General features: G+C 69.4%; 12 protein-coding genes and 1 rRNA gene. 7 read left to right on the plus strand and 6 right to left on the minus strand.

The window, feature by feature from the left end:
- Positions 1-24 precede the first annotated feature (24 nt).
- The 5 genes from ELX43_RS01855 to ELX43_RS01875 are packed head-to-tail and all read left to right on the plus strand — an operon-like array spanning position 25 to position 4204.
- Positions 25-825: an SDR family oxidoreductase gene (locus ELX43_RS01855; protein WP_127781888.1), complete on the plus strand. Its 801-nt coding sequence runs from the start codon at positions 25-27 to the stop codon at positions 823-825.
- A complete protein-coding gene (locus tag ELX43_RS01860; protein WP_127781889.1) occupies positions 822-2174 on the plus strand; it encodes a cytochrome P450 in 1353 nt (450 codons plus the stop codon). Before ELX43_RS01855 ends, ELX43_RS01860 begins: the two co-directional genes overlap by 4 nt.
- Positions 2174-2407 carry a ferredoxin gene (locus ELX43_RS01865; RefSeq protein ID WP_127781890.1) on the plus strand — a complete coding sequence of 78 codons (234 nt, stop codon included), beginning with the start codon at positions 2174-2176 and terminating at the stop codon, positions 2405-2407. The genes ELX43_RS01860 and ELX43_RS01865 overlap by 1 nt, the downstream gene beginning before the upstream one ends.
- Complete coding sequence (locus tag ELX43_RS01870) at positions 2394-2942, plus strand: nuclear transport factor 2 family protein (RefSeq protein ID WP_127781891.1); 549 nt, start codon at positions 2394-2396, stop codon at positions 2940-2942. The genes ELX43_RS01865 and ELX43_RS01870 overlap by 14 nt, the downstream gene beginning before the upstream one ends.
- Before the next feature lie 5 nt (positions 2943-2947).
- The gene (locus ELX43_RS01875; RefSeq protein ID WP_127784590.1) at positions 2948-4204 is read left to right on the plus strand and encodes a hypothetical protein; all 1257 of its coding nucleotides are present in this window, start codon (positions 2948-2950) and stop codon (positions 4202-4204) included.
- Between the two features lie 63 nt (positions 4205-4267).
- Here ELX43_RS01875 and ELX43_RS01880 read toward each other — a convergent pair whose 3' ends face one another.
- The 6 genes from ELX43_RS01880 to ELX43_RS01905 all read right to left on the minus strand — a co-directional run bounded on the left by ELX43_RS01880 (position 4268) and on the right by ELX43_RS01905 (position 11115).
- Positions 4268-5131, minus strand: a complete 864-nt coding sequence (locus ELX43_RS01880; RefSeq protein WP_127781892.1) for an LLM class F420-dependent oxidoreductase — start codon at positions 5129-5131, stop codon at positions 4268-4270.
- Between the two features lie 152 nt (positions 5132-5283).
- A complete protein-coding gene (locus tag ELX43_RS01885; RefSeq protein ID WP_127781893.1) occupies positions 5284-6390 on the minus strand; it encodes an acyl-CoA dehydrogenase family protein in 1107 nt (368 codons plus the stop codon).
- The gene (locus ELX43_RS01890) at positions 6387-7385 is read right to left on the minus strand and encodes an acyl-CoA dehydrogenase (RefSeq protein WP_127781894.1); all 999 of its coding nucleotides are present in this window, start codon (positions 7383-7385) and stop codon (positions 6387-6389) included. The genes ELX43_RS01885 and ELX43_RS01890 overlap by 4 nt, the downstream gene beginning before the upstream one ends.
- Positions 7382-8542 (minus strand): acyl-CoA dehydrogenase family protein, encoded by a 1161-nt coding sequence (locus tag ELX43_RS01895; protein WP_127781895.1) that lies wholly within the window; start codon positions 8540-8542, stop codon positions 7382-7384. Before ELX43_RS01895 ends, ELX43_RS01890 begins: the two co-directional genes overlap by 4 nt.
- A 2-nt stretch (positions 8543-8544) precedes the next feature.
- On the minus strand, positions 8545-9441 hold the full coding sequence (locus tag ELX43_RS01900) for an enoyl-CoA hydratase (protein WP_127781896.1): 897 nt from the start codon (positions 9439-9441) through the stop codon (positions 8545-8547).
- An 87-nt stretch (positions 9442-9528) separates the two neighbouring features.
- The gene (locus tag ELX43_RS01905; RefSeq protein WP_127781897.1) at positions 9529-11115 is read right to left on the minus strand and encodes a FadD3 family acyl-CoA ligase; all 1587 of its coding nucleotides are present in this window, start codon (positions 11113-11115) and stop codon (positions 9529-9531) included.
- Between the two features lie 93 nt (positions 11116-11208).
- Between ELX43_RS01905 and ELX43_RS01910 the strand changes: the two genes are divergently transcribed.
- Together ELX43_RS01910 and ELX43_RS01915 are read left to right on the plus strand one after the other, a co-directional pair.
- Entirely contained in the window at positions 11209-12429 is a 1221-nt protein-coding gene (locus ELX43_RS01910) for an acyl-CoA dehydrogenase family protein (RefSeq protein ID WP_127781898.1), read from the plus strand.
- Positions 12430-12898: 469 nt separating this feature from the next.
- Positions 12899-14417 (plus strand): 16S ribosomal RNA (locus tag ELX43_RS01915).
- Positions 14418-14656: the final 239 nt, after the last annotated feature.

The raw sequence follows: 14656 nt of genomic DNA on the forward strand, positions 1-14656 counted from the left end.
TGTGTCCAGAACAGCAGGTGACTGATGCCTAGGTTCCAGCCCAACCCACCCAGGCGCCCCGCCTACATCACCGGTGCGTCGTCGGGGATCGGCGCGGCCACGGCGCACGCGCTGGCCGAGCTGGGCCATCCCGTCGCCCTGGGGGCTCGCCGGGTGGCCGAGTGCCAGGTGCTCGCGGAGAAGATCCGGGCCGACGGCGGAGAGGCCTTCGCGCACTACCTCGACGTATCCTCAACGGAGTCGGTGCAGGAGTTCGCCACCGCGGCGGAGGCCGCGATCGGCCCGGCCGAGATCGTGCTCTCCGGGGCCGGCGACCAGGACTTCGCGCTGGTGCACGAGATGGACCCCGAGCGCTTCGAGCTCCAGGTGAACGTGCACCTGGTGGGCACGCAGCGGCTGGCGCACCGGCTGCTGCCGGGGATGATCGAGCGTCGCCGGGGCGACTTCGTGGTGATCGGGTCGGACTGCGCCGACCAGCCCCGCCCCCGGATGGGGGCCTACAACGGGGCCAAGACCGGTGTCGAGGCGCTCGCCCACCAGATGCGGATGGAGCTGGAGGGCACCGGCGTCCGGGCCTCCGTCGTCCGGCCGGGGCCCACCCAGACCGCCATGGGCATGAACGCACCGTCGGAGGTGATCGACCCGCTGATCGCGGACTGGGAGAAGTGGGGCTTCGCCCGCCACCCGTACTTCCTGCGCGCCAGCGACATCGCGGCGGCCGTGGCCACCGTGGTCTCCACCCCGCGCGGGGCACACCTGGTCCTCGTCGAGGTCCAGCCCGAGGCGCCCCTGCGCCAGGACGACCCAGCAAAGGACAACCGATGACCACCTCCGTTCCCCAGCGCGTCTCCGGCGGACAGACCGAGCACGGCCACCTCGACGAGCTCCGCACCGACCCGATCGCCCTGATGCGGCGGGTGCGCGAGGAGTGCGGCGACGTCGGCACCTTCCAGCTGGCCGAGCGCAACGTGGTGCTGCTCTCCGGCGCCGAGGCCAACGAGTTCTTCTTCCGCTCCTCCGACGAGGACCTCGACCAGCAGGCGGCCTACCCGTTCATGAAGCCGATCTTCGGCGAGGGCGTGGTGTTCGACGCCAGCCCGGAGCGGCGCAAGGAGATGCTGCACAACCAGGCCCTGCGCGGCGAGCAGATGCGCGGCCACGCCGCCACCATCGCCGCTGAGGTCGACCGCATGGTCGCGCAGTGGGGGGAGTCCGGGGAGATCGACCTGCTCGACTTCTTCGCCGAGCTGACCATCTACACCTCCTCTGCCTGCCTCATCGGGCAGAAGTTCCGCGAGCAGCTCGACGACCGCTTCGCCCACCTGTACCACGAGCTGGAGCAGGGAACCGACGCGCTGGCCTTCGTCGATCCCTACGCCGACATCGAGAGCTTCCGCCGCCGGGACCAGGCGCGGGTGGCGCTGGTCGCGCTGGTGCAGGAGATCATGGTCGGCCGCATCGCCAACCCGCCCGCCGGCAAGGAGGACCGGGACATGCTCGACGTCCTGGTGTCCATCAAGGACGAGGACGGCACGGAGCGCTTCACCGCCGACGAGATCACCGGCATCTTCATCTCGATGATGTTCGCCGGGCACCACACCACCTCCGGCACCGCCGCCTGGACGCTGATCGAGCTGCTGCGCCACCCCGACCAGATGAAGAAGGTCGTCTCCGAGCTGGACGAGCTCTACTCCGACGGCTCCGACATCAGCTTCCGCGCGCTGCGGCAGATCCCGGTGCTGGAGTCGGTGCTCAAGGAGACCCTGCGGCTGCACCCGCCGCTGATCATCCTGCTGCGCCTGGCGCGGGGTGACTTCGAGGTCGGTGGCTACCGGATCGCGGAGAACGACCTGGTCGCGGCCACCCCGGCCATCTCCAACCGGATCGCCGAGGACTTCCCCGAGCCCGACCTGTTCAACCCGGAGCGCTACATCGACCCCAACCAGGAGGACATCGTCAACCGGTGGACCTGGATCCCGTTCGGGGCCGGACGGCACCGCTGCGTGGGGGCGGCGTTCGCGATGATGCAGCTCAAGGCGATCTTCTCCGGGCTGCTGCGCGACTACGAGTTCGAGATGGCCCAGCCCGCGGAGTCCTACCGCAACGACCACTCCAAGATGGTCGTCCAGCTGGAGCAGCCCTGCCGGGTGCGGTACCGGAGGCGGGTGAGCTGATGAAGGTGACCGTCGACCTCGATCTCTGCCAGGGCCACGCCATGTGCGCGCTCGAGGCGCCCGACGTGTTCACCGTGCCCAAGAACGAGAAGGTCCACATCCTCGAGCCGGAACCGGCCGAGAGCCTGCGCGAGGACGTCGAGCAGGCCGTCCGCTACTGCCCCACCCGTGCGCTGCGCCTGGAGGAGTCCGGCGACGCCAACCTGAAGGAGACCCCCGATGGCCCCGTTTGACCGCGCCGAGCTCGACGAGATGGTGCAGCGCTGGATCGACGAGAACAAGCGCTGCGAGGAGAAGCGGGACTGGAAGCCGCTGGCCGAGATGTACACCGAGGACGCCACCTACGGCTGGAACTACGGCCCCAAGGACGACTTCATGGCGGTCGGCCGGGACGAGATCCGGGAGATCGCCCTGGGCCAGGAGATGTTCGGCCTGGAGGGCTGGGAGTACCCGTACCAGGAGGTGGTGGTGGACGACCGCACCGGCAACGTGATCGGGCTGTGGAAGCAGACCGCAGACCGGACGCGCCAGGACGGGACGCCCTACGAGGTGCACGGCATCGGCGGCAGCTGGTTCCGCTACGGCGGCAACTTCCAGTGGTCCTGGCAGCGGGACTTCTTCGACTTCGGCAACGTCTCCCACCTGTTCCTGGAGATGATCACCGCCAACGCGCTCTCGGACGGGATGAACGAGCGGATCGCGCGCTCCGGCAAGGGCCGGCTGCCCGGCTGGTACCGGGTGGGGCAGGCTCCGGTCCCGCTGTGGTGAGCCCGCTGCGCGCGGCTCCCGCCACGACGTCGCCGTTCGCCGCGCTCAGCCGCGAGCAGCTGGCGGTGCTGCTGCCCGAGCTGCTGCTCACCGGGCAGCTCATCGACCGCTCCGGCATGGCGCACGTCATCGGCGCGTTCGGCCGGGAGGGCATGGTCGAGGTGGCCATCGAGGAGTGGCAGAGCTCCAGCCCCATCTACACCCGGCGCATGCAGCAGGCGCTGGACTTCACCGGCGACAGCGTGGAGACCATCTTCAAGGGCCTGCAGCTGGACATCGGGGCGCCACCGCAGTTCATGGACTTCCGCTTCCGGGTGGACGACCACGACCACGGCGAGTTCTGGCTGGACCACTGCGGTGCCCTGATGGACGTGGAGCCGATGGGCGAGGAGTACGTCCGTGGCATGTGCCACGACATCGAGGACCCCACCTTTGACGCCACCGCGCTGGCCACCAACGACCGCGCCCAGGTGCGGCCGATCCACCGACCGCCGCGCGACCCGGCGGGCCGGCACCCGCACTGCGCGTGGACGGTGGTCATCGACGAGTCGCACACGCCGCCAGCCGTGCCCGACGGGCTGCGCGCCATCGAGAAGTCCGCGGCCGCGGGGCTGGAGCTCACTCCGATCAGCTCCGCGGGGGAGGGCCACCACGACTACGCCGGGCCGCTGCTCAGCGACCTGCGCTTCGGCGACTTCTCCCACTCGGCGCTGGTGCGGATGGCCGAGGAGGTGTGCCTGCAGCAGCAGCTGCTCACGCTGGGCTTCCTGCGCTCGCTGCGGGCTCGTACCGATGAGGCCAGCGTGCGGGAGATCGCCCGCAAGCAGCTCACCGGCATCGCCGGGCTCACCGCCGAGCGGCTGCGCGACGCGCTGGAGCTGGGCGACGACCTCGCCGCGCTGGCCACCGTGCTGACGGTGCACCCGCTGGTCAACCCGCACCAGTACGTGGACGCCGAGGTGGTGCACGGCGCGCGCCTCGAGCTCCGGCTGGGCCGTCAGGCCGCCGCGGACGCCGACGGTGCCTGGCCCACGCTGGTGGACGGCGAGCACCTCGAGGCGCTGCACGCGCTGGTGCGCGGGGTCAACCCGCACTTCGCCGTGGAGGTGCTGGCGGAGGACGAGCAGGCGCTGACCGTCGGCGTGCGGGTGGCGGACGAGCCGGCCAAGGAGGCGTCGGAGGTGCGGATCACCCGCTTCAGCACCGGCGCCGACTTCGCGTTCGCCGATCGCGGGATCCCGCTGCCGCTCACCGTGCTCTAGGGGGTACTTGCAGACGTACCAACCTGCGGCACGGTACGTCTGCAAGTACCACCAAGCGGAAGGTCAGGCGCTGGCCACCGGGGCCCGGCCCAGCTTGCCGGCCAGCCGGCCGAGGTAGGCCACCACGTCGGCCTCCGGCTTGTCCGGCAGGCCGTAGATGGTCTCGGTGACGCCCAGCTCGGCCCAGCGCGCCAGCTTCTCCGGGTCGGGCTTGCCGTCGAGCACCGCCACCTGTGGGGCGCCCTCCCGCCCGGCGTCGCGCCACATCTGCTGCAGCACCGGCACCCGCTCCTCCACGCCCTCCTGGGCCGGCGTGGTGAGCCAGCCGTCGGCCGAGCGCACGATCCACGCGAAGTTCTTGTCCGTGCCCGCCGCACCCACGAGCACCGGCACGCGCGGCTGCTGCACCGGCTTGGGCCACGCCCAGGACGGTCCGAAGCTGAGGAACTCCCCGTCGTAGGAGGCCTGCTCCTGCGACCACAGCGCCTGCATCCCCTCCAGGTACTCCCGGAGCATGGTCCGCTTCTTGGCCAGCGGGACCCCGTGGTCGGTGAGCTCGTCGAGGTTCCACCCGTAGCCGACGCCCAGGGTCACCCGGCCGCCGGAGAGGTGGTCCAGCGAGGCGATCGTCTTGGCCAGGGTGATGGCATCGCTCTCCACCGGCAGCGCCACCCCGGTGCCCAGGCGGATGCGCTCGGTGACCGACGCCGCGGTGGCCAGCGCGACCCAGGGGTCCAGGGTGCGCATGTAGCGGTCGTCGGGCAGCGAGGAGTCACCGGTGCGTGGGTGCGCCGCCTCCCGCTTGACCGGGATGTGGGTGTGCTCGGGGACGTAGAACGAGTCGAACCCGTGCTCCTCGGCGGCGCGTGCCGCAGCAGCCGGGGTGATGCCCCGGTCGCTGGTGAACAGGGTGATGCCGTGCTTCACGTGCTCTCCTCGGGTGCTCAGGGGCTTTTCCAGACCCTAGTCCGGACACCTGTCCAGCGACAGGGCTTGGGCGTACTTGCAGACGCACCAAGGGCGGCGCCAGGCAGCAGCAACCGCTGCCCAGACGCCGCCCCAGGGGACGTGCACACCACCTACAGCCCGGCCATCGACTCCAGCCGCAGCAGGTGCTCGGACGGCTGGCCGAACAGCTGGGCGGTGCCGTGCGCGCGCTTGAAGTACAGCTGCGCGTCGTGCTCCCAGGTGATGCCGATGCCGCCGTGCAGCTGGATCGCCTCGCCCGCCACCGTGCTGAACGCCTCGGAGCAGTACACCTTGGCCGTCGCCGCCAGCTCTGCAGCGTCGGCGGTGCCCCGGGAGACGGCGTCGGCAGCGGCGTAGGAGATCGATCGCGCGCTCTCCACCAGCACGTACATGTCCGCCATCCGGTGCTTCAGCGCCTGGAAGGAGCCGATCTGCCGGCCGAACTGCCTGCGGTCCTTGGTGTAGGCCACCGTCAGGTCCAGCACGGCCTGCGCGCCGCCGACCTGCTCGGCCGACACCGCCACCACCGCGACGGTGCGCAGCTTCTCGGCCAGGTCCTCCGGTGCGGACAGCCGGGTGGCGGCCACGCCGTCGAAGTCCACCGTGGACAGCCCGCGGGTGGGGTCCATGCTGGGTCGTGCCGTCCGGCGCACGCCGTCGGCGTCCGCCGCCACCTCGTGCAGCGAGACCGCCGCGCCGTCGGTGGCGAGCACCAGCAGCACGTCGGCGTGCTCGCCGTCGAGCACGTAGTGGGCACTGCCGTGCAGCACGCCGTCCCGCACCGCCACCCCAGGGGTGTCCCAGCCGGCGGCGCTGGCCCAGCACACCGCCACGGTGGACTCACCGGAGGCGATGCCGGGCAGCAGGCGGGCGCAGGCTGCGTCGTCGCCGGAGAGCAGCAGGGCCTGCACGGCCAGCACCGCCGAGCCCAGCATCGGGGTGGGAGCGAGCCGGCGGCCCAGCTCCTCCTGCACCACGTGGCACTCCATGAACGTGGCGCCCACGCCGTCGTAGGCCTCGGGGACGGCCAGCGCAGCCACCCCCACCTGCTGGCACAGCCGCTCCCACAGCGCAGTGTCGTGGCGCTGCTCGGCCTGGATGGCCGTGCGCACCGCGGCGGAGTCGGAGTGCTTGCTCAGCAGGTCGCGCACGGACGCGCGCAGGCCGGCCTGCTCCTCGGTGTCGATGCCCGGGGAGTCGGTCACCGGTGAGCTCATGCCGGCTCCGCCGCGGACACCGCCGCCAGCACGCGGGCCCGGTGCACCGCGGGGGTGCCCCACGAGGTGAGCAGCGCGCGCGTGCGGGTCAGGTACAGCGACAGGTCGTGCTCCTGGGTGTAGCCGATGGCACCCATCACCTGCAGCGCCGTGCGGGCGGCGCGGTTGGCCGCAGCGCCGCAGGCGATCTTGGCGGCGGAGACGTCCCGCGAGACGTCCGCAGCGCGCTCCACGTCGCTGACGCCGTCCACGGCCAGTGCCGCGCCGAGCAGCAGCGGGCGGGCCATCTCCAGGGCGATCGCGACCTCGGCCAGGTGGTGCTTGATGGCCTGGAAGCTGCCGATCTCGCGGCCGAACTGCTTGCGCGCCTTGGCGTACTCCGTGCTGATCGACAGCATGGTCTGGCCCAGGCCCTGCAGCTGGGCGGCGGTGGCCAGCGCGGCCAGGTCGAACGCCCGGGTGGTGTCCACACCGGTGGCCAGGCTCGCGCCCGCGGTCAGCGGGAACAGGCTGCGCGCCGGGTCCACCGACTGCTTCGCGGCACCGGGCTCACCCACGGCCAGCGCGCCGTCGGCGTCCACCAGCAGGGTCAGGTCGGCGACGCCGGCGTCCACCGCGAAGGGCACGTGCGGCGCCCACGCCAGGGTGGCCAGCTGGCCCTCGGCCAGGCTCTCCAGGCGGTCGGTCAGTCCCGCGGCGGCCAGCAGTGCCGGCGCGGCCGCGACGGTCTCGGCGACCGGTCCAGGCACGCAGTGGCGGCCCAGCTGCTCCACCGCCACGATCATCTCCACGGCCCCGGCGCCGAAGCCACCGTGGTCCTCGTCGATGACCAGGCCGTTGACGCCGGTCTCGGCCAGCCGTGCCCAGACCTTGCGGCCGGGCTCGGTGTCGCCAGCGCCCCAGGCGCGGACCACGGCGGGCAGGTCGGACTTGGCCAGCATCGAGTCGATGCTGGCACCGAGCTCCTTGTGCTCCGGCTCAAGGACGAATCTCATCGGTCGCCCCTCGGTAGGCCGAGCAGCCGCTCGGCGATGACGTTCTTCTGAATCTCGTTGGTGCCGGCGTAGATCGGGCCGGACAGGGAGAAGAGGTAGCCGTCGGTCCAGCCGTCGGCCAGCTCGGCGTCGGCGGCCTGCAGCTCCAGGGCGGTCTCGTGGGTCGCGATGTCCCACTCCGACCAGAACACCTTGTTGATGGAGGACTCCAGGCCCAGCTGGCCGCCGTCGGCCAGGCGGGTCACGGTGCCGAAGGTGGACAGCTGGTAGGCGCGCGCGCCGATCCAGGCGTCCACGATCTGCTCGTCCACGGCGGTGCTCACGGTGTCGGCCTGGCGGGCCCGCAGCGCGAGCAGCCGGTCGACGGTGGCGAGGAAGCGGCCGGGCGAGCGCAGCGAGAGGCCACGCTCGTTGGCCGCGGTGCTCATGGCCACCTTCCAGCCGTTGTTCACCTCGCCGATCACGCCGGAGGACGCGGGGTCCTCGGGGGAGTCGGGGACGAACACGTCCTCCAGGAACAGCTCGGCGAAACCGGGCTCACCGTCGAGCTGGGCGATCGGGCGAACGGTGACGCCTGGCGCGCGCAGGTCGAACATGAAGTAGGTGATGCCCTTGTGCTTGCCGGCCTCGGGGTCGCTGCGGAACAGCCCGAACCCCCAGTCGGCGAAGCTGGCGCGCGAGCTCCAGGTCTTCTGTCCGTTGAGCACCCAGCCGCCGTCCACCCGCTTGGCGGTGGAGCGCAGGCTGGCCAGGTCGCTGCCGGACTCCGGCTCCGACCACGCCTGCGCCCAGATGTCCTCCGAGCGGGCCATGCGGGGCATGATCCGGTCGAGCTGCTCGGGCTTGGCGTGCTCGAACAGGGTGGGGGCCAGCAGGAAGATGCCGTTCTGGCTCACCCGTGCGGGGGCACCGGAGCGGTAGTACTCCTCCTCGAAGATCACCCACTCCAGCAGCGACGCGTCGCGGCCGCCGTAGGCCTTGGGCCAGGAGACGACGGCCAGGCCGGCGTCGGCGAGCCGGCGCTCCCACTGCCGGTGGGCCTCGAAGCCCTCGGCGGTGTCCATCGACGGCAGCGGCTCGGCAGGCACGTTCGCCTGCAGCCAGCTGCGCACCTCGTGACGAAACGCCGTGGTGGCGTCGTCGAACTGCAGGTCCACGGTTACTGCCCCTTCTTCGCGGAGTCGCGCATGGAGCGGGCGTCCATCCCGCCCAGGGAGTCGCCGTCGGCCTCGGCGTTGGCGGAGTGAGCGAAGTGGTGCCACCCGAACACCGAGTCCATCGCGTTGCGCAGGCCCATCTGGTCCTCGCAGATGTTCACGGCCTTCTTGGTCAGCGACAGGCCCAGCTGCGGCATCTCGGCGATGTTCGCGGCGATGGAGGCGACCTTGGCCTCGAGCTCCTCGCGCGGCACGACGTGGTTGACCATGCCCCACTGCTCGGCCTTGGCGGCGCTGAAGCGCTCGCCGGTGTAGAGGATCTCCTTGGCCCGGCGCGGGCCGAGCACGAAGGCGTGGGCGAAGTACTCCACGCCGGGGATGCCCATCCGCACCACGGGGTCGGAGAAGAAGGCGTCGTCGGAGGCCACGATGAAGTCGCAGATCCAGGCGAGCATCAGCCCGCCGGCGATGCAGGCGCCGTGCACCTGGGCGATCACCGGCTTGGGGATCTCCCGCCAGCGGCGGCACATGCCCAGGTAGACCTCGAGCTCGCGGGCCAGGCGCTGGTCGCCGCCGCTGCGGTCGGTGTGGTCCCAGTGCAGCGCAGCCTTGTTCTCGTACTGCACGTGGAAGTCGCGCTCGGGCGTGCCGATGTCGTGGCCGGCGGAGAAGTGCTTGCCCTTGGCGCGCAGCACGATCACCTTGACCGAGGCGTCCTCGACGGCCTTGATGAAGGCGTTGTCCAGCGAGTAGGTCATCACCGAGTTCTGGGCGTTGCGGAACTCGGGACGGTTCAGGCTGACGTAGGCAACCCCGTCGGCCACCTCGTAGGCGACGGGCTGGGTGTCGGGCCCGAGCTCGTCCTGGCTCAGTGGGGCGGGGATGGAAGCGTGGGTCATGTCCGTCCGTTCCGTGTGCCGTGCACAACTACTACCTAGCAAGTGCTTGGTTGGGATGCTACGGCGGTTCCGCCGGCACCACCATGGTCAGTCCCGGCGCAGCTCGCGCTTGAGGATCTTGCCGCCGGCGTTGCGGGGGAACTCGTCCACGAGCACCACCGAGCGGGGCACCTTGAAGCCGGCGAGCTTCTCCTTGCTGTAGGCGATGACGTCGTCCGCGGTGAGCGCGGAGCCGGGCCGGACCCGCACGAACGCGCGCCCCACCTCGCCCAGGCGGTGGTCGGGCACGCCGATGACCGCGGACTCCACCACGCCGTCCAGTCGGGCGAGCGCCTGCTCGACCTCGGCGGGGTAGACGTTGAACCCGCCGGAGATGTACATGTCCTTGAGCCGGTCGGTGATGCGCAGGTAACCCTGTTCGTCGATGGTGCCGACGTCGCCGGTGTGCAGCCAGCCGTCCGGGTCGATGGTCTGCGCCGTCGCCTCGGGGTCGTCCAGGTAGCCCTTCATCACCAGCGGTCCGCGCACCAGCAGCTCCCCCTGCTCGGACAGCCGCATCTCCATGCCCTCGATGGCTCGGCCGCACGTGGTGGCCACGGTGACGTCGTCGTCGCCGGGCAGGCAGGTGCTGACGAACCCGCTGGTCTCGGTCAGCCCGTAGGCGGTGACGACCACCTCGAAGCCCAGCTCGGCCTGCATGCGCTCCATGAGCACCACCGGGACGATGGCCGCGCCGGTGGTGGCGAAGCGCAGCGAGCTGAGGTCGTGGTCGGCCCGCTCGGGGGCGTCCAGGATCGTCTGGAAGATGGTCGGGGCGCCGGGGAAGACGGTGGCGCGCTCGTCCTGGATCAGTGCCATGGCGGCGGTGGGGGAGTACACCGACAGCGGAATCATGGTGGCGCCGTAGTAGAGGCAGACCAGGATCCCGGCCTTGTAGCCGTAGGAGTGGAAGAACGGGCTGGCGATGAGGTAGCGGTCGTCCTCGGCCATGTCGCCGATGGCGCCCCAGAGCCGGCCGACGGTGACGCCCTGCTGGTGGGTGGCCAGCACGCCCTTGCTGCGCCCGGTGGTGCCGGAGGTGAACAGGATGTCGGCGATGTCGTCACCGGTGAGAGCGTCGGCGCGGCCGTCGGCCTGCGTGCGCAGCTCGTCGGTGCCGGTGGCCAGGAAGTCGTCCCACTCCAGCACGCCCTCCACCGGGGCGTCGGCAGCGCCCAGCGGGACGCGCACGATGGTGTGCAGCTCGGTGGCGGCGGCGAGGTCACCGTCCGCGGCGGCGCGCAGCTCGGCCAGCCGGTCGGACTTGAGGAACGTCCCGGCCGCGACGAGCGCCACGGAGTGCGACCGCTGGACCAGGTCGAGCGTCTCGGCGCCGGTGTAGCGGGTGTTCACCGGGATGAGCGTCGCGCCGGCGTAGTGCACGCCCAGCGCCGCGATGATCCAGTGGTGGGTGTTGGGCGCCCAGACCGCCACCCGGTCCCCGGCCTGCACGCCGCTGCCCACCAGAGCGCCAGCGAAGGAGCGAACCTCCTCGAGCAGCTCCGACCAGGTCAGCCGCACGTCCTGTCCGGGCTGGACGTCCGCGACCGCCGTGCGCCCGCCCCACCGTGCTGCGGCGCGCCGCAGCGCGTGCGGCGTGGTCGGGACAGCGCCGTCCCCTGTGTCCGTAGCCACCGTTCCTCCGATACCTAGCAAGTGCTTGGTAGGTTACCGTAGCAGGGCATTGCCGGGGTGACTGGCGAGCGGTTCAGGCGGAAGGATCAGACGGTGACGACCCAGGAGCGTGCGGAGGACGAGGTCCTCGCCCACGAGGTCGGGCAGTGGCTCGAGGAGAACCTGACCGGCAGGTTTGCGGACCTGCGTGGCAAGGGCGGGCCCGGCAGCGAGCACGAGTTCTTCGAGGACCGGCTGGCCTGGGACCGCCACCTCGCCGCGGCCGGCTGGACGTGCCTGGGCTGGCCCACCGAGCACGGTGGGCGGGCCGCGACGTTGGAGCAGCAGGTGCTGTTCCACCAGGAGTACGCCCGGGCCAACGCGCCGGCACGGGTGAGCCACGTGGGCGAGGAGCTGCTTGGGCCCACGCTCATCGCCTTCGGCACGGAGGAGCAGAAGAAGCGCTTCCTGCCCGGCATCAAGAACGTCACCGAGCTCTGGGCGCAGGGGTACTCCGAGCCCGGCGCCGGTTCCGACCTCGCCAACGTCTCCACCACCGCCCGCCTGGAGGGGGGCAAGTGGGTGATCAACGGGCAGAAGGTCTGGACGTCGCTGGCCCACGTGGCGCAGTGGGCGTTCGTCATCTGCCGCACCGAGCCCGGCTCGCAGCGGCACAAGGGGCTGAGCTTCCTGCTCGTCCCGCTGGACCAGCCTGGCGTCACCATCCGCCCCATCCAGCAGCTCACCGGGACCTCGGAGTTCAACGAGGTCTTCTTCGACGACGCCGAGACCGAGGCCGAGCTGGTGGTCGGCGAGCCCGGCGAGGGCTGGAAGGTCGCCATGGGCCTGCTGCAGTTCGAGCGCGGGGTCTCCACGCTCGGCCAGCAGATCGGGTTCCGCCGGGAGCTCGAGGCGGTCGTGGCGCTCGCCCGGGCCAACGGGGCGGACACCAACCCGGTGGTGCGCGAGCGCATCGCCCGCGCCTGGCTGGAGCTGCACGTCATCCGGGCCCACGCCGTCCGCACCCTCGCGACGGTGGACACCGGGGGCAGTGGCGGGGAGGCCTCGGCCGCCAAGCTGCTCTGGGCGAACTGGCACCGCAACCTCGGCGAGCTGGCCATGCAGGTGCAAGGTGCGGCGTCGCTGGTCGGCCCGGACGCCACGAGCGAGGGCGTGCCCAACAACCTGCACGACCCGGAGCACCTGGAGCTCGACGAGCTGCAGCGACTCTTCCTGTTCACCCGGGCCGACACCATCTACGGCGGGTCCAACGAGGTGCAGCGCAACATCATCTCCGAGCGGGTGCTGGGCCTGCCGCGCGAGGCGCGTCCGTAGGCCGGTGACGCAGGCCATATCGCCCGGAGGGGCGGTTCGTGCCAGCATGAGACCAGCGGGAGCGGCGCTGCCGGGCTCTGACCAGCAGGTTCGCCCCGCCCGCGGGGTGCTGTCCAGGCGATTTGACGTGGCCCCGCGGAGTGCGTAAATTTCTCCTTGTCAGCGAGGCGGACGCCGAACCGGTCACCACGACGGTCACGAGGTTGGACGCCGGTAGCGGACCACCTGCGGTACTGAGCACCTTCGGGTGCGTGTACAGTAGGACAAGTACGAACAAGCCCCCGGATGCACCGGCTGAATAGGCCGAGGTTTTTGGGTGTGCGTGTGTTCTTTGAGAACTCAACAGTGTGCCGATGAATGTCAGTGCCAATTTATTTTGTTTTGGCTCCTTCATTCGTGACCTTCGGGTTGTGTTTGTTGGGGTGTCAGTGAGTTTTGAATTTGCTGGATCATTGTTTCTGTATGGAAACTTACGGAGAGTTTGATCCTGGCTCAGGACGAACGCTGGCGGCGTGCTTAACACATGCAAGTCGAGCGGTAAGGCCCTTCGGGGTACACGAGCGGCGAACGGGTGAGTAACACGTGGGTGACCTGCCCTTCACTCTGGGATAAGCCTTGGAAACGAGGTCTAATACCGGATATGACCTCCTGCTGCATGGTGGGGGGTGGAAAGCGTTTAGTGGTGAAGGATGGACCCGCGGCCTATCAGCTTGTTGGTGGGGTAATGGCCTACCAAGGCGACGACGGGTAGCCGGCCTGAGAGGGCGACCGGCCACACTGGGACTGAGACACGGCCCAGACTCCTACGGGAGGCAGCAGTGGGGAATATTGCACAATGGGCGGAAGCCTGATGCAGCGACGCCGCGTGAGGGATGACGGCCTTCGGGTTGTAAACCTCTTTCACCTGTGACGAAGCGAAAGTGACGGTAGCAGGAGAAGAAGCACCGGCCAACTACGTGCCAGCAGCCGCGGTAATACGTAGGGTGCAAGCGTTGTCCGGAATTACTGGGCGTAAAGAGCTCGTAGGCGGTTTGTCGCGTCGTCTGTGAAAACTCATGGCTCAACCATGAGCTTGCAGGCGATACGGGCAGACTTGAGTATTGCAGGGGAGACTGGAATTCCTGGTGTAGCGGTGAAATGCGCAGATATCAGGAGGAACACCGGTGGCGAAGGCGGGTCTCTGGGCAAATACTGACGCTGAGGAGCGAAAGCATGGGTAGCAAACAGGATTAGATACCCTGGTAGTCCATGCCGTAAACGGTGGGCGCTAGGTGTGGGTTTCCTTCCACGGGATCCGTGCCGTAGCTAACGCATTAAGCGCCCCGCCTGGGGAGTACGGCCGCAAGGCTAAAACTCAAAGGAATTGACGGGGGCCCGCACAAGCGGCGGAGCATGTGGATTAATTCGATGCAACGCGAAGAACCTTACCTGGGTTTGACATACACTGGAAACACCTAGAGATAGGTGCCCCGCAAGGTCGGTGTACAGGTGGTGCATGGCTGTCGTCAGCTCGTGTCGTGAGATGTTGGGTTAAGTCCCGCAACGAGCGCAACCCTTGTCTTATGTTGCCAGCACGTAATGGTGGGGACTCGTAAGAGACTGCCGGGGTCAACTCGGAGGAAGGTGGGGACGACGTCAAGTCATCATGCCCCTTATGTCCAGGGCTTCACACATGCTACAATGGCCGGTACAGAGGGCTGCTAAGCCGCGAGGTGGAGCGAATCCCTTAAAGCCGGTCTCAGTTCGGATCGGGGTCTGCAACTCGACCCCGTGAAGTCGGAGTCGCTAGTAATCGCAGATCAGCAACGCTGCGGTGAATACGTTCCCGGGCCTTGTACACACCGCCCGTCACGTCACGAAAGTCGGTAACACCCGAAGCCAGTGGCCCAACCCCTTGTGGGAGGGAGCTGTCGAAGGTGGGATCGGCGATTGGGACGAAGTCGTAACAAGGTAGCCGTACCGGAAGGTGCGGCTGGATCACCTCCTTTCTAAGGAGCTCACAGCACCACCTGTCGCCTTCGGGTGTGGGTGGTCGTGGCCCCGGTCGTCACCATGCGTGTGGCGCGGGGTTTGCTCAAGGGTGGAACGCTGACACTTCGGATGCCGCACACGCCCTCAGTGGTGGGTGCGGGGTCAAATCGGTGCACTGTTGGGTCCTGAGAGAACACGCGTGAGCGGGTTTTCTTGGTCGCGAAGTCATCACGGTGCTCACATCAGCTCCTTCGGG

This window comes from Rhodococcus sp. X156 (assembly GCF_004006015.1).
Lineage (GTDB): Bacteria > Actinomycetota > Actinomycetes > Mycobacteriales > Mycobacteriaceae > X156.

Excerpts from the sequence above, each read along its gene's own strand:
- ELX43_RS01855 (WP_127781888.1), top strand. The coding sequence starts at position 25 with ATGCCTAGGTTCCAGCCCAACCCACCCAGGCGCCCCGCCTACATCACC.
- ELX43_RS01860 (WP_127781889.1), top strand. The coding sequence starts at position 822 with ATGACCACCTCCGTTCCCCAGCGCGTCTCCGGCGGACAGACCGAGCAC.
- ELX43_RS01865 (WP_127781890.1), top strand. The coding sequence starts at position 2,174 with ATGAAGGTGACCGTCGACCTCGATCTCTGCCAGGGCCACGCCATGTGC.
- ELX43_RS01870 (WP_127781891.1), top strand. The coding sequence starts at position 2,394 with ATGGCCCCGTTTGACCGCGCCGAGCTCGACGAGATGGTGCAGCGCTGG.
- ELX43_RS01885 (WP_127781893.1), bottom strand. The coding sequence starts at position 6,390 with ATGAGCTCACCGGTGACCGACTCCCCGGGCATCGACACCGAGGAGCAG.
- ELX43_RS01890 (WP_127781894.1), bottom strand. The coding sequence starts at position 7,385 with ATGAGATTCGTCCTTGAGCCGGAGCACAAGGAGCTCGGTGCCAGCATC.
- ELX43_RS01900 (WP_127781896.1), bottom strand. The coding sequence starts at position 9,441 with ATGACCCACGCTTCCATCCCCGCCCCACTGAGCCAGGACGAGCTCGGG.